Source organism: Amycolatopsis kentuckyensis (genome assembly GCF_041679295.1).
In the GTDB taxonomy this organism is placed as follows: Bacteria; Actinomycetota; Actinomycetes; order Mycobacteriales; family Pseudonocardiaceae; genus Amycolatopsis; species Amycolatopsis kentuckyensis_A.
The window spans coordinates 530,396-549,550 of sequence record NZ_JBGDMD010000003.1 but is presented as its reverse complement, the minus strand read 5'-3'; the positions used below and the strand labels follow the sequence as shown (position 1 = coordinate 549,550).

At 72.1% G+C, this 19,155-nt stretch carries 20 protein-coding genes; 4 read left to right on the top strand and 16 right to left on the bottom strand.

Going from position 1 to position 19,155, the window contains the following annotated elements; translation table 11 throughout:
• Positions 1-23: 23 nt before the first annotated feature.
• The 5 genes from ACERZO_RS14105 to ACERZO_RS14085 all read right to left on the bottom strand — a co-directional run bounded on the left by ACERZO_RS14105 (position 24) and on the right by ACERZO_RS14085 (position 3,485).
• On the bottom strand, positions 24-545 hold the full coding sequence (locus tag ACERZO_RS14105; protein WP_372665073.1) for an SRPBCC family protein: 522 nt from the start codon (positions 543-545) through the stop codon (positions 24-26).
• Complete coding sequence (locus ACERZO_RS14100; protein ID WP_372665072.1) at positions 542-859, bottom strand: metalloregulator ArsR/SmtB family transcription factor; 318 nt, start codon at positions 857-859, stop codon at positions 542-544. The genes ACERZO_RS14105 and ACERZO_RS14100 overlap by 4 nt, the downstream gene beginning before the upstream one ends.
• Positions 859-1,245 (bottom strand): VOC family protein, encoded by a 387-nt coding sequence (locus ACERZO_RS14095; RefSeq protein WP_372665071.1) that lies wholly within the window; start codon positions 1,243-1,245, stop codon positions 859-861. Before ACERZO_RS14095 ends, ACERZO_RS14100 begins: the two co-directional genes overlap by 1 nt.
• A 26-nt stretch (positions 1,246-1,271) precedes the next feature.
• On the bottom strand, positions 1,272-2,795 hold the full coding sequence (locus ACERZO_RS14090) for an FAD-dependent monooxygenase (protein WP_372665070.1): 1,524 nt from the start codon (positions 2,793-2,795) through the stop codon (positions 1,272-1,274).
• Between the two features lie 72 nt (positions 2,796-2,867).
• On the bottom strand, positions 2,868-3,485 hold the full coding sequence (locus ACERZO_RS14085; protein ID WP_372665069.1) for an acyl-CoA-like ligand-binding transcription factor: 618 nt from the start codon (positions 3,483-3,485) through the stop codon (positions 2,868-2,870).
• A 163-nt stretch (positions 3,486-3,648) separates the two neighbouring features.
• Here ACERZO_RS14085 and ACERZO_RS14080 point away from each other — a divergent pair, with 163 nt between their 5' ends.
• Entirely contained in the window at positions 3,649-4,992 is a 1,344-nt protein-coding gene (locus ACERZO_RS14080; protein ID WP_372665068.1) for an MFS transporter, read from the top strand.
• A 60-nt stretch (positions 4,993-5,052) separates the two neighbouring features.
• Here the strand turns inward: ACERZO_RS14080 and ACERZO_RS14075 are convergent, their stop codons facing one another.
• From ACERZO_RS14075 to ACERZO_RS14045, 7 genes are all read right to left on the bottom strand, one after another.
• Positions 5,053-6,402: an SPFH domain-containing protein gene (locus tag ACERZO_RS14075; protein WP_372665571.1), complete on the bottom strand. Its 1,350-nt coding sequence runs from the start codon at positions 6,400-6,402 to the stop codon at positions 5,053-5,055.
• A gap of 91 nt (positions 6,403-6,493) precedes the next feature.
• Positions 6,494-6,982: an SPFH domain-containing protein gene (locus tag ACERZO_RS14070; protein ID WP_372665067.1), complete on the bottom strand. Its 489-nt coding sequence runs from the start codon at positions 6,980-6,982 to the stop codon at positions 6,494-6,496.
• The gene (locus tag ACERZO_RS14065; RefSeq protein WP_372665066.1) at positions 6,979-7,413 is read right to left on the bottom strand and encodes an NfeD family protein; all 435 of its coding nucleotides are present in this window, start codon (positions 7,411-7,413) and stop codon (positions 6,979-6,981) included. The genes ACERZO_RS14070 and ACERZO_RS14065 overlap by 4 nt, the downstream gene beginning before the upstream one ends.
• Positions 7,414-7,497: 84 nt before the next feature.
• Positions 7,498-8,313 (bottom strand): DUF3097 domain-containing protein, encoded by an 816-nt coding sequence (locus ACERZO_RS14060; protein ID WP_372665065.1) that lies wholly within the window; start codon positions 8,311-8,313, stop codon positions 7,498-7,500.
• 50 nt (positions 8,314-8,363) lie between these two features.
• The gene (locus tag ACERZO_RS14055) at positions 8,364-9,248 is read right to left on the bottom strand and encodes an aminoglycoside phosphotransferase family protein (RefSeq protein ID WP_372665064.1); all 885 of its coding nucleotides are present in this window, start codon (positions 9,246-9,248) and stop codon (positions 8,364-8,366) included.
• Positions 9,233-10,036 carry an SCO1664 family protein gene (locus tag ACERZO_RS14050; protein WP_372665063.1) on the bottom strand — a complete coding sequence of 268 codons (804 nt, stop codon included), beginning with the start codon at positions 10,034-10,036 and terminating at the stop codon, positions 9,233-9,235. The genes ACERZO_RS14055 and ACERZO_RS14050 overlap by 16 nt, the downstream gene beginning before the upstream one ends.
• A gap of 2 nt (positions 10,037-10,038) precedes the next feature.
• On the bottom strand, positions 10,039-10,614 hold the full coding sequence (locus tag ACERZO_RS14045; protein WP_372665062.1) for a DUF3090 domain-containing protein: 576 nt from the start codon (positions 10,612-10,614) through the stop codon (positions 10,039-10,041).
• 76 nt (positions 10,615-10,690) lie between these two features.
• Between ACERZO_RS14045 and ACERZO_RS14040 the strand changes: the two genes are divergently transcribed.
• Genes ACERZO_RS14040 through ACERZO_RS14030 form a run of 3 tightly spaced genes read left to right on the top strand, consistent with a single transcriptional unit; the run spans position 10,691 to position 13,904 of the window.
• The gene (locus tag ACERZO_RS14040; RefSeq protein ID WP_372665061.1) at positions 10,691-12,610 is read left to right on the top strand and encodes a prolyl oligopeptidase family serine peptidase; all 1,920 of its coding nucleotides are present in this window, start codon (positions 10,691-10,693) and stop codon (positions 12,608-12,610) included.
• Positions 12,607-13,506 carry a S66 peptidase family protein gene (locus ACERZO_RS14035; protein WP_372665060.1) on the top strand — a complete coding sequence of 300 codons (900 nt, stop codon included), beginning with the start codon at positions 12,607-12,609 and terminating at the stop codon, positions 13,504-13,506. Before ACERZO_RS14040 ends, ACERZO_RS14035 begins: the two co-directional genes overlap by 4 nt.
• The gene (locus ACERZO_RS14030) at positions 13,503-13,904 is read left to right on the top strand and encodes a TIGR03668 family PPOX class F420-dependent oxidoreductase (protein WP_372665059.1); all 402 of its coding nucleotides are present in this window, start codon (positions 13,503-13,505) and stop codon (positions 13,902-13,904) included. Before ACERZO_RS14035 ends, ACERZO_RS14030 begins: the two co-directional genes overlap by 4 nt.
• Here the strand turns inward: ACERZO_RS14030 and mptB are convergent.
• The 4 genes from mptB to ACERZO_RS14010 form a co-directional block, all read right to left on the bottom strand.
• Entirely contained in the window at positions 13,901-15,436 is a 1,536-nt protein-coding gene (gene mptB / locus ACERZO_RS14025; protein WP_372665058.1) for a polyprenol phosphomannose-dependent alpha 1,6 mannosyltransferase MptB, read from the bottom strand. The genes ACERZO_RS14030 and mptB overlap by 4 nt on opposite strands.
• Before the next feature lie 153 nt (positions 15,437-15,589).
• Entirely contained in the window at positions 15,590-17,239 is a 1,650-nt protein-coding gene (locus ACERZO_RS14020) for a dipeptide ABC transporter ATP-binding protein (RefSeq protein ID WP_372665057.1), read from the bottom strand.
• Positions 17,236-18,132, bottom strand: coding sequence for an ABC transporter permease (locus ACERZO_RS14015; RefSeq protein ID WP_372665056.1), 897 nt, complete (start codon positions 18,130-18,132; stop codon positions 17,236-17,238). The genes ACERZO_RS14020 and ACERZO_RS14015 overlap by 4 nt, the downstream gene beginning before the upstream one ends.
• Positions 18,129-19,154, bottom strand: coding sequence for an ABC transporter permease (locus tag ACERZO_RS14010; protein ID WP_372665055.1), 1,026 nt, complete (start codon positions 19,152-19,154; stop codon positions 18,129-18,131). The genes ACERZO_RS14015 and ACERZO_RS14010 overlap by 4 nt, the downstream gene beginning before the upstream one ends.
• Between the last annotated feature and the right edge of the window lies 1 nt (position 19,155).

Here is a 19,155-nt window from a genome sequence, read left to right as displayed (position 1 = left end):
TGCGCCGTTTGTCACCGATCCGACTACAGCCACGGCCGATGACTTTCGCGGCAACGTTCCGGATTGCTCGATGGGCGGCCTACTTCCGGTCGGATCGGTGACGGGCCCTCGTCGTCGAGGGTGTCCAGCAACCGGGCCAGTGCGCGCGGCACGTGGGAGCGCCAGCCGCCGCCCATGATGCGGCGGGAGATGCGCTGGAACTCGTCGTCCGGGTCGAAGCCCTCGTGAGTGAGGAAGAGCCGGGTGCCGGTGCCCTCCGGTGCCAGCCGCCAGGTGACCGTCCACTGCGGACCCCAGCGGATGCTGAGCTTGCGCTCGGGCTCGACTTCCAGGACCTCGCACGCCACCGGGCCGCCGGCGAACCCGGCCGCGGGCACCGGCTCGGCCAGCAGCTGGAACCGGTGGCCCACCACGGGTTTGATGTCGTTGGGCATCTTGATCCAGCGTTCCAGCAGGTCCGGTTCGGTGAGCGCGCGCCAGACCTTGCGGGCCGGGTGGGCGAGGAACTGGTCGACGTGGATCGCGGTCGGGTCGTCGTCGGTCACAGGTCCTCCTCGTCGAGCAGGTCGCGCAGGTTCGCCAGCTTGCTGCGCCAGAACCGCTCGTAGGGCGTGAGCCAGTCGGCGACCTCTTCGAGCGGGGCCGCGTCCAGACGGTAGACGCGGTGGCGGCCCTGCCGCTGCTCGCTGACCAGGCCGGCCTCCCGAAGCACCCGAAGGTGTTCCGACAGGCTGGGCCGGGCCATGTCGAACCGCTCGGCGATCGACCCCGCGGCCATCGGGCCGTCCAGCAGCAGCCGCAGGACCTCCCGCCGCGCCGGGCTGGCGAGGGCGGCGAAGACGTCGTCGTTGACCGGCATCAGTTCGGCACGTTGCCGAAGTCCGACGGCTGCAGCAGGCCGATCGCGTGGCCGTCGAGGTCGTGGAACGACGTCGCCCGCCCCCACGGCCGCTCGTCCGGGTCGGCGACCTCGACGCCGGCCGACCGCAACGCGGCGACGTCGGCGTCGAGGTCGGTGGTCTGCAGCTGGAAGTGCCGCGGACCCGGCTCGATCCCGGTGACCTGCTGGTCGGTCAGCACCACACCCGTCTTCGCCCCCTTCGGCGCGACCATGACGAACCGGCCGCCTTCCGGCGTGCGGCGGTCGACGAGCGCTTCGAAGCCGAGCTTGCCGACGTAGAAGTCGCGCGCCCGGGCGTGGTCGGCGACGGGCAGGGTCAGGAACTGCACGTGGGTGATCGTCATGGCGCCGACAATACGTAGGAGATCTCCTACATGTCAACGCCGGCGCCGAACCACCGCTCGAGAGCCGTCCGCAGCGCCTTCCGCTCGGTGTCATCGGGCTCGGCCGAGCCGGACGCCCAGGCGACGTAGCCGTCGGGGCGGATCAGCAACGCGGTCGCGTCCGCCTCCGCCTGGCCGGTGACCAGGTCGACGCGGTCGGTCCACCCACGCAGCTCGTCGCCGAGCGAGCCGGTGAAGTCCAGCAGCAACGGCCGGGCGGTCCGGGTCAGCTCGGCCAGCCGGGTGCCGTCCGCCAGCACCAGGTCCGGGGCCCACCGGCCGTCGAGCGGGTGGTCGGTGCCCGGTTCGTAGCGGACGTCGGCGCCGGACATCAGGTCGGCGATGTGCTCGACCGTGCTCGGCAGCCGCAGCAGCTCGCCGAACAGCTCCCGCAGCGCCGTGACGTCGCGGCCGGGCGCGATCAGCGCGGACTGGGCCTGGGTGTGCATGACGACGCGCTCGGCGACCGGGCGGCGTTCGCTCTCGTAGGTGTCGAGCAGCCCGGCGGGCGCCCAGCCGTGCAGTTCGCCGGCGAGCTTCCAGCCGAGGCCGACGGCGTCCTGCAGGCCGAGGTTCAGGCCGGGGCCGCCGATCGCGGAGTGGACGTGCGCGGCGTCGCCGACCAGCAGGACGCGGCCCTCGCGGAACCGGTCGGCCAGCCGGGTGTTGCGCCCGCGCAGCCGCCGCAGCAGGTGCGGCCCCTCGCCCTGCGGCGGCCCGATCGGCAGCGCGAAGCCGAGCACACGCTCGATGCTCGCGCGCTGGTCGTCGAGCGTCATCGACGGCTCGTCGGCCGGCTCTTCGTCGTCGGTCCACTCCATCGTCGTCACGAGCGGCCCGGTGGGGAACGGCGCGTAGACGAAGAGGCCGGTTTCGGTGCGGTAGTGGAAGAACGGCGGGATCACGCCGTGGCCGGGCACGTTCAGCCCGCCGGACGCGGGGTCGACGAGCTCCGCGGGGACGGTAGCGTTCGCGGTGAGGGAAAGCGTGCGGTCCTCGGTGACGCCGGGGAAGCCGATGCCGGCCAGCTTGCGCGTGATGCTGCGCCCGCCGTCGGCGCCGACGAGGTACCGGGTGGTGAGCCGGCCCGGCCCGGCGGGCCCGGTGAAGTCGATCGTGACGGCGTCGGCGTCCTGCACCAGGCCGGTGAGCTCGTGACCCCGGCGGATTTCGACGCCGAGTTCGGCAGCGCGTTCCGCGAGCATCGCCGCGACGCGCCGCTGCGGCACGCCGAGGATGTGCAGCGAGTTGTGCTCGGGCAGCGTCAGGTCCAGGCGCATCGCCCCGAAGACGAACGCGGGGACAGGCGGTCCGATCGGCCCGGCGAGGCGGTCGTGCAGGCCGCGCCGGTCGAGCAGCCGCACGACCTGGCCGACCAGGCCGTTGGCGCGGTTCTCCTCGGTCGGCTCGGGCAGCCGTTCCAGCACGAGCGGGCGGATGCCGGCGAGGGCGAGTTCGCAGGCGAGCATCAGGCCGTTGGGTCCGGCACCCGCGATGACGACGTCTTCCATGGCGGAACTCCTTGCGGTGAAAGGGCATGACGAAGAAACCCGGCGACGTGGGCGGGCGTGGAGCGAGGGGATTCAGCGTGGTTCGGGCAGGCCGGCGGCGAGCCGGCCGAAGACGTCCCGCAGGAGCTCTTCCATCGACGGCGGCCGGTCGGCCAGGAGCCACTGCTGCGTGACGGTGTTGAGCGCGGCGCCGACGACACCCGCGACGAGCCGCGGGTAGACGTCCGTGGCCGCGTCGGTGCCGGTGCGTTCGGCGACGACGAGCGCGATCTCGGTTTCGGCCGCCGCGCCCGCTTTCTGGAACTCGCCCTGCAGTGCGGGTTCCGCGACCATCAGCCGCAGGCCGTCGACCCACGACTGCTCCGGCGGCCGTCCTTCGGTCACCGGCTCGCCGAGGGCGAAGCCGGCGAGCGCGGCTTCGGTGATGGCCGTCCAGATCGGCTCGCCTTCCGGACGCTGGCGCAGCGCTTCGGCGATCGCCCGGGCCCGGTCGTGGTGGCGGGCGACGACGGCTTCGCCCTTGCTGCCGAAGTAGTTGCTGAACGTCCGGGTGGAAACCCCGGCTTCGGCGGCGATGTCTTCGATCCGGACGTTGTCGTAGCCGCGTTCCACCGTGAGCCGGATGGCCGCCCAGCTCAGCGCGATGCGCGTCTCCTGCTTCTTGCGCTCACGCAGTCCTCGGGCGTCCATGGGTCCACCGTAGCGGAAGTTGCCGAATCTGCAAAGTTGCAGATTCGGCAAGGTGCTGGCGGGCCGTTCATCACCGACCGGACGAGATACCGGCCATCGATCGCCGAAACCGTCGACGGGCGTCACACTGTTGTGTGACATCAGTCACCGGAGGTGTTGCGAGATGGTCCTAGGCGACAACGGAGTCACTCACAAGGTGGAACCGGACAGCAAGTCCGGGAAGGTGCAAGTACGGCGTGCGGCGCTGGCGAGCGCGATCGGCACGACCATCGAGTGGTACGACTTCTTCCTCTACAACACCGCGGCGGCGCTGGTCTTCCCGCACCTGTTCTTCCCCGCGTCGAGTGCCTACGCGGGCGCCATGCAGTCCTTCGCGACCTACGCGGTCGGGTTCGCCGCGCGCCCGGTCGGGGCTGCGATCTTCGGGCACTGGGGTGACCGGATCGGCCGCAAGGCCACGCTGATCGTCACGCTGCTGCTGATGGGCATCTCCTCCGGCATCGTCGGGATGCTGCCCGGGACCTCGGCCATCGGCTTCGCCGCGCCGCTGCTGCTGGTGCTGCTGCGGCTCATCCAGGGCATCGCCATCGGCGGCGAGTGGAGCGGGTCGGTGCTGCTCGCGATGGAGTGGGGCGACCAGCGCAAGCGCGGGCTGCTGGGCAGTTTCGCGCAGATCGGCGTCCCGGTCGGGCTGGTGCTCGGCACGGGCGGGATGACGCTGCTGTCGGCGACGCTCTCCCCCGCCGCGTTCGACTCGTGGGGCTGGCGGCTGCCGTTCCTGGCCAGCCTCGTCCTGGTCGGGGTCGGCCTCGTGATCCGGCTGAAGATCCTCGAGACGCCGATGTTCGCGAAGCTGATCGAGAACCGGCAGACCGCGCGGACGCCGGTGCTCGACGCGATCCGCCACCACTGGCGCGAAATCCTGCTCTCGGCCGGCGTGCGGTTCAGCGAGCAGATGCCGTTCTACCTGTTCACCAGCTACGTGCTGATCTACGTCGTGTCGCGGCACGAGTTCAGCAAGACGTTCGTGCTCAACGCGGTCCTCGTCGGCGCCGCGTGCGAGCTGGCGCTGATCCCGTTCTTCTCGAACCTGTCCGACCGCATCGGCCGCAAGCGGGTGTACCTGGCGGGTGCGGTGTTCACCGCCGTGATCGCGTTCCCGTACTTCACGATCCTCGCGCACGGCAACCACGCGCTGGTGTTCGTGGCGGTGGTCGTGTCGTTCATCCCGCACGCGCTGCAGTACGGGCCGCAGGCGGCGCTGATCGGCGAGAGCTTCCCGACGCACCTGCGCTACGGCGGCGCGGGGCTGGGGTACCAGCTGGCGTCGGTGTTCGCGGGCGGGCCGGCGCCGCTGCTGGCGACGTGGCTGCTGCACACCACGGGGACGCCGTACTCGATTTCGGGCTACATCATCCTGTCGGCGGTGGTCACGGTGCTGTGCGTGATCTTCCTGCGGGACCGGTCGAAGGCCGACATCGACGACGTGACCGTCTACCAACGCTGACCCCACGAGAAAGGGCCCGGCCACCGCATTTCGATGGCCGGGCCCTTTCTCACGGACGCGTCAGCGGCGCGGGCCGCCGAACGGGGGCTGCTGCGGGAACGGTCCGCTGCCCGGGTTCTGCGGGCCGCCGAACTGGCCCGGCGGCGGGGACTGCGGCGGCTGGCCCTGGTACTGGCCGCCCGGGGGCGGTCCGGCCGGCTGCTGCGGCTGCGGGAGCGGCTGGCCGCTCTGCGGGGTCGGCGGGTTCTGCAGGGGCTGCGGCTGCTGCGGGGCCGGCGCGACCTCGGTGCCGCGTTCCTCGTCCGCCTCGGGCTCGGGCTGCTGCTGCACCGGGCGCGGGATCGACGGCCGCGCGGGCGGGGCCGACGGCGTCCCGAGGGCCGGGACCTCCTGGCGTGCCACGGCTTCCGCCGCCGCGACGGCTTCGGCGACCTTCGGGTCGCTCTTCGTCTCGAACCAGCTGGCGACCTCTTCGTCCTCGACGTCGACCTTGTCCGGCACGGTGTCGTCCTTCGGCGGCTCGTAGCGGAACACGCCGTCGTCGCCGGGGGCGCCGAGCGCGCGGGCGAAGCCTTCCAGGGCCTTGCCGTAGTCGCTCGGGATCATCCAGACCTTGTTCGCGTCGCCCTGCGCCATCTGCGGCAGCGTCTGCAGGTACTGGTAGGCCAGCACCTCCGGCGTCGGGCGGCCGGCCTTGATCGCGGCGAACACCTTCTCGATCGCCTTCGCCTGGCCCTGCGCCTGCAGGTACCGCGCGGCGCGCTCACCCTGGGCCCGCAGGATCCGGGACTGCCGCTCGGCCTCGGCCGCGAGGATGGTGGCCTGGCGGGCACCTTCGGCCGACAGGATCTGGCTCTGCTTCTGGCCTTCCGCGGTCTTGATCGCGGACTCCCGCTGACCTTCCGCGGTGAGGATCATGGCGCGCTTCTCACGGTCGGCGCGCATCTGCTTCTCCATCGAGTCCTGGATGGAGGGCGGCGGGTCGATCGCCTTGAGCTCGACGCGGCCGACGCGGATGCCCCAGCGGCCGGTCGCCTCGTCGAGCACGCCGCGCAGCTGCGTGTTGATCGAGTCGCGCGAGGTCAGCGTCTGCTCGAGGCTCATGCCACCGACCACGTTGCGCAGGGTGGTGGTGGTCAGCTGCTCGACACCGACGATGTAGTTGGAGATCTCGTACACCGCGGCGCGGGAGTCGGTCACCTGGAAGTACACGACGGTGTCGATCGACACCGTCAGGTTGTCCTCGGTGATCACCGGCTGCGGCGGGAACGAGACGACCTGCTCGCGCAGGTCGATCCGGGCCCGCACCTTGTCCAGGAACGGCACCAGGAAGGTCAGCCCGGGCGAGGCCACCGTGCGGAACCGGCCCAGCCGCTCGATCACCGCCGACTGCGCCTGCGGCACGACCATGATCGCCTTGGCTACCGTGATGATCACGAAGAGAGCCAGTAAGACGACCACGACGATCGCTACTGTGGTGGTCAAGAGATCTTCCCCTTACCTAGTACCATTCTTGCGCGGTTGACGGTGGTCCGGGCGCCGCGGGCGGGCTCACCTCGAGCTTGAGCTCCTTCGCGGCGATGCCCCAGCGGCCGGTGGTGTCGTGCAGGACCGTCCACACTGTACGGTGCAGTTCCCCCGGTGCGGTGACGGCGCGCTCGCCGGTGGTCAGGCTCGCCTCCTGCCGCAGCGCGGTGGTGGTCAGCTGTTCGATCGCGATGGCCGGGTTGCTGATTTCGTAGATGGCCAGCCGCGGGTCGGTGACGGCGAAGACGACCTCAAAGCCGATCAGGACTTCGCGGCCGTCGCCGGTTTCGACCGGGCGCGGCGGGGCGGACAGGATCTGGTCGCCGAGGTCGACGCGGGCACGGACCCGGTCGGCGAACGGCACGACGAAGTGGCGGCCGGGGCCGAGCACGGTGCGGAAGCGCCCACCGCGTTCGATCACCGCGGCCCGGCCTTCGGGAACGGTGACGAGACCGAGGCTCACGGCTCGGCCGACACGACGGCGGTGGCGCCGGAGATCTCGACGACGGTGACGGACGTGCCGGGCTGGATCGGCGGGCTGTGCTCCGACAGGCTGCGGGCGGACCAGACGTCGCCGGCCAGCTTCACCTGCCCGGCCTCATAGTCCACTGTGGACACGACGACGGCGCGGGCGCCGATCAGGGCTTCGATGCCGGTGCGGTGCCCGGTGCCGGCGAGGAAGCGGCGCTTGAGCGCGGGCCGGACCAGCACGAGCATGCCGACGGAGGCGACGGCGAACACGGCGACGTCGATGAAGACGTTCCCGGTGAGCACGTCGGCTCCGGCGCCGAACAGCGCGCCGACGCCCAGCATGATCAGCACGAAGTCGCCGGAGAGGACTTCCGCGATCATCAGGGCGATGCCGACGACCAACCAGACCACTGCCCATGCCATGGCTTCATGCTCTCAGATCGCGCCGGTTCGCACCGGCGTAGTGACGGGACGTGACCTCCGCGTGACCTTGGACAATCCGGACATTCAGCCCTCTTCCGCCGGCTCGGTGACGAAGTCGATGAGCCGTTCCACGGCCCCGATGAGCGGGGTCTCAAGGTCGCGGAAACTGCCCACCCCACTCAGGACACGTTGCCAGCCTTCGAAAGGTTGCCCCCAGCCGAGCGCGTCGCAGATCCCCTGCTTCCACTCGGTGCCGCGCGGGATCTTCGGCCACGCCCTGATCCCGACCGCGGCGGGGCGCACGGCCTCCCAGACGTCGATGTACGGGTGGCCGGTGACCAGCACGTTCTCGTCGTGGACGGCCTCGACGAGAAGGGACTCCTTGCTGCCGGGGACGAGGTGGTCGACGAGGACGCCGAGCCGGCGGCCGGGGCCGGTGCCGAACTCGGCGATCCGGTCGGCCAGGACGTCGACGCCGTCGAGCGGTTCCACGACGACGCCTTCGACGCGCAGGTCGTGGCCCCAGACGCGTTCGACGAGCTCGGCGTCGTGCTTGCCTTCCACCCAGATGCGCGAGTCGCGGGCGACGCGGGCCTTCAGGCCTTGGACGCGGACCGAACCGGAGGCCGAGACCTGCCGGGCCGGGGCTTTCGCCGGGGCGCGGTACGGCACCAGCGTGACCGGCTTGCCTTCGAGCAGGAACCCGGCGGGGGCGAGCGGGAAGACGCGGTGGCGGCCCTTGGCGTCCTCGAGCACGACGTTCCCGTACTCGATCTTCACCACCGCGCCGCAGTAACCGCTGGCCGGGTCCTCGACGACCAGGCCGGGTTCGGCAGGCACTTCGGGCACCTTCTTGCGGCGCGGGCCGGCGAGCACGTCGTCATACGAGTGGGAGCGCACGACCAGGCAACCTAGTGGTGATCGGCACCCGGACGGGTCATGCCACGCCGTCAGCGGGCGAGTTCGAGGACCCGGTCGGTGAACGGCGACGGCTCTCCGCGACGCAACGGCGCGAGCGCGATCAGCGGAGCCATCGCGACGCACCAGGCGCGGACGCGCTCGGCGTCGAAGTCCGTCACGTGCGGGGCGAGCGCGGCGAGGCCGTCGTCGATCGTGCCGCCGGCGGCCATCGGCACGAACACCCAGTCGATGGCGTCGAGCGACGGGTCGCCGAGGCCGGGCCGCGGGTCGATGGCGACGGCGCCGCGGCCGGGCCCGGCGTCGAGGACGTTCGCCGGGTGCAGGTCGCCGTGGATGAGCGTGACCGGCCCGCTGGTGGCGAGCTCGAGCGCGCGCCGACGGCCCTGCTCGAGGATCTCCGCGCTCATGTGCTCCGCGGCCGCCGTTTCACGGCGCCGGCGTTCGGAGAGGGCGAAGATGAACTCGATACCCTCGGCCAGCCGCCGGAACTCGCCGACGGGCTCGACGGAGTGCAGCTGGTCGAGCAGTTCGCCGATCTGCGCCCACGGGACGTCGCCGTCGAGCTGGGTGCCCGGGACCAGGCCTTCCAGGAGGATCGCGTTGACGTCGAGGTCGGCGTCGAGGACCTGGACGACGCGGGAGCAGCCGGCCCAGGCGTTCAGCCCGGTGAGCTCCAGGCGGGCGACTTCGGGGTCCGGGGTCAGCTTGAGGACGCGCAGGTCGCCGCCGGGACCGGTGCACAGCAGCGTGCGGCCGGTGTTGCCGGGGCGGGCCTCGCGGACTTCGAGGTGCCACCGGGCACACAGCCGGGCGACGACGTCCGGGAGCGCGTCGCACCAGGGTTCGGCCAGCTCGGCGCCGAAGCGGTCGACCAGCCGCGCGCGGGCGGCGTCGTCGACTAGAACAGCGGCCACGGGATGGCACGCCAGTCGTCGCCGGGTTCGGGGAAGATGCCCTCGGTGAGCAGCAGGTCGGTGCGCTCGGCCAGGGCCCGGACCTCGAACCTGGTGATGTGCTCCGCCAGGGTCTTGCCGAGGCCGCCGTCGAGCTCCGACCGCAGCTTGCGCAGCTTCTCGACGGCGTCCGGCGGCACGGGCTCGCCGATCCAGCCCCACAGGACGGTCCGCAGCTTCGGGTCGGTGTGCAGGCAGATGCCGTGGTCGACGCCGTAGACGCGGCCGTCGACGCCGGGCAGCAGGTGCCCGCCCTTGCGGTCGGTGTTGTTGACGACGATGTCGAGCACGGCGAGGTCGCGCAGCCCGGCGTGGTCGGCGTGGACCAGCACCGCCGGCTCGCCGAGCCGGTCGTGGGCGTGCAGCACCGGCCGCCAGCCGTCGGGGACCTCGTCGGGCGGGAGGACTTCGACGAGGTCGTCCTCGGTGGTCTCGACCCACAGCTGGACCATGCCGGGGCCGAACGGGCCGTCGCGCAGCACGGTCGGCGGGATCGCGCCGAGGCCGGCGGTGTCGCTGATGATCGCGGTCGCGACCTCGCGCCCGGCCAGGGTGCCGTCGGGGAAGTCCCACAGCGGCCGCTCCCCCGACACCGGCTTGTAGACGACCCGGCCGGTCACGCCGTCGAGCTCGATCGCGCAGAAGAGCGTGACGTTGGAGGCGTCGACCAGGCGGCCTTCGACGTCGATGCGGCCGTGGGTGACCAGCTCGCGCGCCGCCGGGTCGGCCGGATCGGGGGTCGTGGCCATGGTCAGTCTTCGTCCGCGTCGGTCTCGCGCCGGTAGCCGTTCTGCCGGGGGCAGATGTGCCCGTTCGGGTCGAGCGGCTCCCCGCACAGCGGGCAGGGTTTGCGGCCGGCGTTGACGACGCGGTCGGCGCGTTCGGCGAAGGCGCGGGCGGCGGCCGGGCTGAGGAAGACGCGGACGGCGTCCGGGCCCTCCTCGGTGTCGTCCAGCACGACCGTTTCGTCGACCTCGCCCTCGGTGATGGCGAGCAGCTCGATGACGACGGCGCTGCTGTCGGCGTCCCAGCCCAGGCCCATGGTGCCGACGCGGAACTCCTCCTCGACCGGCACGGTGAGGGGGTCGAGGTCGACGAGGTCGTCGGGGGCGTCGTCGGGGACGTCGGCACCGAAGCGGCTGGCGACCTCTTCCAGCAGCGAGCCGAGGCGCTCCGCGAGGACGACGACCTGCTGCTTTTCGATGGTGACGCTGATGGTGCGCACGTCCTCGGAAGCCTGGAGGTAGAACGTGCGATCGCCGGGCTCGCCGACGGTGCCGGCGACGAACCGATCCGGCTGGCGGAAGACGTGGATTACGCGAGACATAGCACTGTCGACCCTAGGCCACCGGCGCATGATCGGCATCCGCCGCCCCACCTTCGCGGGCCGCTAGCCTCTGGGGGTGTCTCGGATCTCCCCGTACGGAACCTGGTCCTCGCCCATCACCGCCGCCGAGGTGGCCGCCGCCGGTGGCGGCCCGCAGTGGCTCGACGTCGTCGGGGACGAGGTGTGGTGGGCCGAGGCGCGGCCCGGTGAGCAGGGCCGGGTCGCCCTGGTGAAGGCCGGTCCCGGCGGGACCGAGGACGTGCTGCCGGCGCCGTGGAACGTCCGCAACCGGCTGCACGAATACGGCGGGCGGCCGTGGGCGGTCGCCGGTGGTGTGGTGGTCTTCACGCACTGGGCCGATCAGCGCGTTTACGCCGTGGGCGAAACCGGTGTCGTGCCGATCACGCCGGAGCCCGCGGAGCCCCAGGGCGTCCGCTACGGCGACCTGGGGGCGGGGCGGCCCGGCGAGGTGTGGGCGGTGCGGGAGCGCGCTGTCGGGCCACGCCCGACCGACGTCTCCCGTGAGCTGGTGGCGATCGCCGTGGACGGCAGCGGTGAGCGGGTGCTGGCCGCGAGCCACCACTTCCTGACCGCGCCGAAGCTCGCGCCGGACGGGCGGCACGCGGCGTGGTTCGGCTGGGACCACCCGGCGATGCCTTGGGACGGGACCGAGCTGTGCGTGGCGCCCGTCGCCGAGGACGGCACCTTCGGGCCGCACCGCGTGCTGGCCGGCGGCGCCGACGTCTCGGTGTGCCAGGTCGAGTGGGAGACGCCGGCGTCGCTGCTGGCGCTGCTGGACCCGGACGGCTGGTGGAACCTGCACCGCGTCGGCCTCGACGGGTCGGTGGTGAATCTCGCGCCGGTGGAGCGCGAGCTGGGCGGGCCGTTGTGGAAGGCGGGGTCGCGGTGGTTCGCGCCGCTCGGCGGCGGGCGGCACGCGGTACTGGTGTCGGGGCGGCTGGCCGTGCTCGACGAGGCGGACGGTTCGGTGACGCCGGTCGCGGACGAGCTGACGGCGTGGTCGTCGACCGGCTTCGCGGTGGCCGGCGGCGACGTCGTGGGCGTCGCGGGCGGGCCGGCGCGGGAGTCCGCTGTCGTGCGGGTTTCGCTCGACGGCGCGGTGACGGACCTGACGCCGCAGCCGGAGCTGCCCGCGGCGTTCCTGCCGGAGCCGCAGGAGCGGGTGTTCAGCACCGCGGACGGCGAGACCGTGCCCGTGGTGCTGTACCTGCCGCGGAACCCGGAGTTCGCGGCTCCCGAGGGTGAGCGGCCGCCGCTGCTGGTGCACGTCCACGGCGGGCCGACCGGGCAGTACCTGCCGCTGCTGGACCTGGAGCTGGCGTACTTCACCAGCCGGGGCCTCGCGGTGGCGGCGGTGAACTACGGCGGGTCGACCGGCTTCGGGCGCGCCTACCGGGAGCGGCTGCGGGAGCAGTGGGGCGTGGTCGACGTCGCCGACTGCGTCGCGGTGGCCGAGGCGCTGGTGGCGGCCGGGCTGGCCGACGGCGACCGGCTGGCGATCCGGGGCGGCAGCGCGGGCGGGTTCACCGCGGCGGCGTCGCTCACGACGACGAAGACCTACCGGGCGGGCACGGTGATGTACCCCGTGCTGGACCTGGCCGGGTGGACCGGCACCGAGGGCGACACGCACGACTTCGAGTCGCGGTACCTGGACGGGCTGATCGGGCCGCTGCCGTCGGCGCGGCAGCGGTACGTCGAGCGGTCGCCGCTGGCGAACTCGGCGGCGCTGGCCGGGCCGGTGCTGTTCCAGCAGGGCCTCGAGGACCGGATCTGCCCGCCGGAGCAGGCCGACCGATTCGTGGCCGGGCTGGAAGGGCGCGGGATCCCGTACGCCTACCAGCGGTTTCCCGGGGAGCAGCACGGGTTCCGGCAGGCGTCGACGATCGTGGCGGCGTTGGAGGCGGAACTGTCGTTCTACGGCCAGGTGCTCGGGTTCGAGACGCCGGGTGTCGCGAAGCTGGAGCTGTCGCGGTGAGGCCCCCTCGGTTGCGGGCGGGTGACACGGTCGCGCTGGTGGCGCCGGCCGGGCCGGTGCCGGCGGACCTGCTGGAGAAGGCGGTGCCGGTGCTGCGCGGCTGGGGTGTCGAGCTGCGGGTCGGGCCGTGCGTGCGTTCTTCGCCCGGATCGCCGCCTTACCTGTCCGGTTCGGACGCCGCGCGGGCGGCGGAGTTCACCGAGGCGTGGCTGGACCCGGGCGTGCGGTGCGTGCTGGCCGCGCGCGGCGGCTACGGCGTGCAGCGGATGCTGGACCTGGTGGACTGGGCGGCGTTGCGGGAAGCGGGCCCGAAGGTGCTGGCCGGGTCGTCGGACGTCACGGCGCTGCACCGGGCGGTGAACGTCCACTTGGGACTGTCCACTTTGTTCTCGCCGATGCCGGCGAGCGTGCTCTTCGACGACTTCGCGGTCGAGCACCTGCGGCGGTCGCTGTTCGAGCCCGAGCTGAACGTGGTGGTGCGCGGCGGTTCGGCGTTGGTGCCGGGCCGGGCGTCGGGCGTGCTGACGGGCGGGAACCTGTCGCTGCTGGCGGCCGGGATCGGGACGCCGGAGCAGGGGTCGGCGCGGGACGCGGTGGTGCTGCTGGAGGACGTCACGGAGAGCGTGTACCGGCTGGACCGGATGCTGACGCAGCTGCTGCGCAGCGGCTGGTTCGCCGGGGTTCGCGGGATCGTGCTGGGTTCGTGGGCGGCGTGCGGGGATCCGGCGGAGGTGCGCGCGCTGCTGCTGGAGCGGCTGGGGCCGTTGGGGGTGCCGCTGGTGGAGGAGTTCGGGTTCGGGCACGTGGCGTCGTCGCCGACGTTGCCGCTGGGCGTGCCGGTGACGCTGGACGCGGACCTGGGGACGTTGACGTTCGACAGCCCGGCGCTGACGTGACCCCGGACGAGGCGCGTTCCCGGTTCGCCCAGGCGCGGGTCGCCCGGCTGGCGACGGTGTCGGCGGCCGGGGCGCCGCACCTGGTGCCGGTGACGTTCGCGGTGCGGGGTGATCAGGTGGTGTTCGCGGTGGACCACAAACCGAAGTCTTCCGTGGCGTTGCGGCGGCTGCGCAACATCGCGGAGAACCCGGCGGTGTGCTTCCTAGCCGACGGCTACGACGAGGACTGGTCCCGGCTGTGGTGGGCCCGCGCGGACGGCACCGCGCGGGTACTGGCGCCGGGCGCCGAGCCGGTTTCGTGGCTGGTCGAGAAGTACGAGCAGTACGCGGGGCGGCCGCCGGAGCACGCGGTGGTGGTCACGCAGGTCCACACCTGGCGAGGCTGGACGGCTTCCTAGTCGCGGAGGAACTTTTCCGGGCGGCGCCAGGCGTCGATGATGCCCAGCGGGTCCGGGCGCAGCAGCGACGCCGCCGAGTACAGGCTCGCCACCACGACCAGCGCGATGAACCACCAGTCGTACAGGGCCTGCTCGCCCGTCGGGTAGTACACCAGCGTCACGAACACCGACACCGCCACCACGAGCGCCAGGTGCCTCGGCTGCCACTTGAACGCCGACAGGAGCACGAAACCCCAGGTCAGGTACCACGGCAGGGTCGGCGGCATGAGGATCGCGACCGCGAGGAGCGAGATGCCCGCCCGGTAGACCGCCTCCGTGCCGCCGCCACGGGCGAGCCACCACTGGCGGATGCCGAAGCCGATCAGGACCAGCATGCCCGCGGCGCGGGCGACCGTGACGAACGGGGACACCTGGACGTCCACGACGATGTGGACCAGGTTGTAGAACACCTCGCCGATGCCGGTGGGGATGTTCAGCCAGTTCGCGATGAGCTGCGGGGCCTTGAGCCCGGACCACCAGCCCATGTTCAGCGAACCCAGCGAGATCCACGTGCCCGCGACGAACACCGGCAGGAACAGGCCCACCGAGGCGGCGCCGGCGCGCAGGAAGTTGCGGACCTTCGCCTCGCCTTCGAGGTGGTTGGCCCACATCCAGACGATGAACGGCAGCGCGATCGCCGCCGTCGGCTTGATCAGCATGCCGATCGTAACCAGGACGACCGCGGCCACGTGCTTGCGTTCCAGGGCGGCCAGGACGCCGATGGTGAGGAACGCGAGCATCATCAGGTCGTTGTGCGGGCCGCCGAAGAGGTGGATCACCATCATCGGGCTGGCCACCGCGAGCCACAGCGCGACCGGGAGCTTGCCGCCGAGGTGCTTGACCAGCCGCGGGAGCGCCCACAGCGTCCCGGCCAGGCCGGCCAGCAGCACGACGCGCATGAGGATGACGCCGAGGATCATGTTGTCGCCGGTGGTGGCGACGACGCCCTTCGAGATCAGCAGGAACAGCGGCCCGTACGGCGCCGGCGTGGTCTGCCAGAGCGGGTGGACGTTCTGCACGACGTTCGGGAGCACGTCGAGCTCGGCGGGGCCGTTGGCGTACGGGTCGAGCCCGTAGAGCAGCTGGGCGCCCTGGCCGAGGTAGGAGAAGACGTCGCGGGTGAACAGCGGCGGCGAGATGAGCAGCGGTGCCATCCAGCAGCCGGCGGCGACCAGGATGGGACGGCTGCCGATGCGCCCGGCCAGCACGTAGCGGCCGAGGCGGACCCAGGCCCACACGACGAGGCCGAAGCCGACGTACAGGACGGCGTTGGCGAGCATGCGCCCGTGGCCGTAGCGGATCCACGAAAGCGGGCCGTGGCCGAGCACGGGGTCCTTGATCAGGATGCCGCCGGCGCCGAACGCGGCCAGCATGAGCAGGGTGCTGCCGACCGTGCCCATGGCGATCGTGCGGTACGGGAATCGCGAGGGCACGCGGAGCCGCTCGGCCAGTCCGGCCGAGGGCGTCTGAGTGGGGTCGGTGGTGGTCGCCATTTCCGTTCGGAGATTACACACCGCGCTCGCGCGGAGTTCCCGCAGTGTCAGGTTTCCGGTCTGCGGAGCCGGCGCCGAGTGTCTTGAATGACTCATTCAGGTCTTCGGAGGTCTTGAATGACTCATTCAAGACGTGCGCGGCGGCCGGAGCGGTCAGGTTTCCACCGTGCGGCGCTGGGCCGTGCCGCCGGGGAGGGCGGCCAGCAGGGACTTCGTGTACTCGTGGCGCGGGTCGAGCAGGACCTGTTCCACCGTCCCGGTTTCGACGAGCTCGCCGCGGTACATCACGGCCACGCGGTCGGCGATGTTCCAGGCCAGGCCCAGGTCGTGGGTGATCACCAGGGCGGCGAGGCCGAGTTCGCGCCGCAGCCGCAGCAGCAGCCCCAGGATCTCGCCGCGCACGGACGCGTCCAGCGACGCGACCGGTTCGTCGGCCACCACCACCGACGGCTCGAGGGCCAGGGCGCCGGCGATGACGACGCGCTGGCGCTGGCCGCCGGAGAGCTGGTGCGGGAGCCGGTCGGCGTACTTCTCCGCCGGCCGCAGCTCCGCGGCCTCCAGGGCCCGGTGGACGACCGCGCGCTCGTCGGCGAGCTTGTGGATCCGCGGGCCCTCGGCGACGGCCTCATACACCGTGTGTGCCGGGTTGAGCGCGCTCGTCGGGTCCTGCAGCACCAGCTGGACCTGGCGGCGGTAGGCCTTGAGGCCCGCGCCGGAGGCCGGGACCGGCTTGCCGTCGTAGCGGACCACGCCGGAGTCGGGTTTCTGCAGGCCGAGCAGCGTCCGGGCGAGCGTCGTCTTGCCCGAGCCGGACTGGCCGACCAGGGCGACGATCTCGTCGCGCGACACCGTGAGGTCGACGCCGGCGACGGCGTTGATGCGCTTGCCGGTGCGGTCGCGGAAGGACACCCGCAGGTTCTCCGCGGCCAGCAGCGGCTCGCCTGCCACCCGTTCCGGCGGTTCGGGCGGCAGCGGGGTGCTGGTGGCCGGGGCGAAGCGGGACACCGGGTCGCCGACCGTGGGGAACGCCGCGGCCAGGGCTCGCGTGTGTTCGTGGCGAGGTGCGCCCATCACCTCCGCGCTGGGCCCTTCCTCGACGATCCGCCCGTCGTACATCACGGCGATGCGCTCGCAGGTCGAGGCGAGGACGGACAGGTCGTGGCTGATCATGATCAGGCCGATGTCCTGCTCGGCGACCAGCCGCGAGAGCAGGGCGAGGACCTGCGCCTGGACGATGACGTCGAGGGCGGTGGTGGGCTCGTCGGCGATGATCAGCCGCGGTGAGCACGCGAGGGCCATGGCGATCATGACGCGCTGCTTCTGCCCGCCCGAAAGCTCGTGCGGGTAGGCGCCGGCCCGGCCCGGGGGCAGGTCGACCTGGGCGAGCAGCTCGGCGACGCGGGCGTCGACCTGGGCGTCGGTGAGCGCCCCGGCCGCGGGCGGGTGCAGCCGCAGCGGCTCGGCGATCTGCTCGCCGATCTTGCGGACCGGGTTGAGCGCGTGCATGGCGCCCTGGAACACCACCGACGCCTCGGCCCAGCGGACCGCGCGCAGGCGGCCCCACTTCATGGCGGTGACGTCTTCGCCGTCGAGGACGATTTCGCCGGTGATCTTCGCGGTGCGCGGCAGCAGGCGCAGCACGCTCATCGCGACCGTGGACTTGCCGGAGCCGGACTCGCCGGCGACGCCGAGGGTGCCGCCGGGGTCGAGGGTGAGGTCGACGCCGCGGACGGCGGGCACGTCCTGCTCGCCGACCGCGTAGGTGACGTTGAGGTCCTTGAGCTGCAGCAGCGGGGTGGTCACTTCTTCAACCTCGGGTTGAACACGGTCTCCAGGCCCCGGCCGACCAGGGTGAAGAAGAGGACGACGAGGACGATCGCGATGCCCGGCGGGAGCACGTTCCACCAGGCGCCGCGGCTGATGGCGCCGTTGTTGAGCGCGCTTTCGAGCACCAGGCCCCAGGTGACGGAGTTGGGGTCGCCGACGCCGAGGAACGACAGGGTCGCGTCGGCGATGACGGCGTTGCCGACCACCAGTGTCGTGTTGGCCAGCACCAGGGGCATCACGCCGGGCAGGACGTGCTTGCCGATGACGTGCAGGTGCCCGCCGCCGAGGGCGTGGGCGCGCTCGATGTAGGGCCGGCTTTCGATGGTCAGCGTCTGCGCGCGGACCAGCCGGGCGGTGCTGGGCCAGGCGGTGAAGCCGATGGCGAGGATGATCGTGCCGACGCCCTTGGGCAGCACCGCCGAGAGCGCGATCGCGAGGATCAGCGAAGGCAGGACCAGGAAGAAGTCGGTGAACCGCAGCAGCGCCGCCGACACCCAGCCGCCGAAGTGCGCGGCGGCGATGCCGATCAGCGTGCCGATGACGACCGACAGCAGCGCCGCGGAGAACCCGACGAGCAGGGAGATCCGGGTGCCCCAGACGGTCATGAGCAGCACCGAGCGGCCGAAGTTGTCGGTGCCGAGCCAGAAGTCGCCGCTGGGCGGGCTGAGCGGCTCGCCGGTGGCCTTGGTGACGTCGAGGCCGCTCTGGTCGCTGATCAGCGGCAGCAGCAGCGCGACGACGACGGTGGCGCCGAGCAGGACCAGCCCGGTGAGCGCGGCGCGCTGGGCGGCGAACTCCCGCCAGGTCCGGGCGAGCGAGGCGCGCCGGCGGTGCCAGGCGATCTGCCGGGGTGTCTCGGCGGTGGTCATGACGTACGCACCCTCGGGTCGAGCACGCGGTAGAGCAGTTCCGCGAGCAGGTTCATCAGCACCACGGCGCTGGCCAGCACGGTGAACACGCCTTGCAGCACCGGCAGGTCGGGTCCGTGCAGGGCGTCGTAGGTCAGCTGCCCGAGCCCGGGCCAGCTGAACACGGCCTCGACGGTGACCGCGCCGGCGACGACCTGGCCGAACTGCATGAACACCAGCGTGGTGGTCGGCAGCAGGGCGTTGGGAACGGCGTGCCGCTTGCGGACGAGGTCGTCGCGCAGGCCCTTGGCGCGGGCGGTGGTGAGGTAGTCGGCGTTCATCTCCCCCAGCAGCGACGACCGCATGATCAGCATGTACTGGGCGTAGAACACCGCCAGCAGCGTCACGCACGGCAGCACGAGGTGGTGCAGGACGTCGAGGGTCTGGGACAGGACGTCGGGCGCGGCGTCCGGGGAGTGCATGCCGCGGCTGGGGAACAGGCCGTTGGTGACCACGAGCAGCATCAGGCCGAGCCAGAACTGCGGGACCGACCAGAGGGTCAGCGCGATCCCGGTCTGGGCGCGGTCGAAGAAGCTGTCGCGGCGCCAGGCGGCGCGGATGCCCAGCCACAGGCCGATGATGACGGCCAGCACCGTGGCGCTGCCGACGAGCAGGATGGTCGGCCAGAGCCGTTCGCCGATCATGTCGGCAACCGGGCGGCCGTTGTTGAGCAGCCGGGACTCGCCGAGGTCGCCGTGCAGCAGGTTCCAGAAGTAGTTCCCGAACTGGACGAAGACGGGCTTGTCGACGCCCATCTTCTCGCGCAGCTCGGCGATCTGCTGGGGGCTGGTGACGCGGTCGCGGGTCATCGCCGCGACCGGGTCGCCCGGCAGCATCCGGAAGAGGAAGAAGAACAGCACGATCACCAGCAGGACGCTGACGACGGCTTCGAGGACCTTCGTGAGCACGAACCGGGCGGTGCCGGTCCCGCCGCGGTGCTCGTCGGGGTCGACGAGCACCGCGGCCTGGTCGGGCGTGGTCATG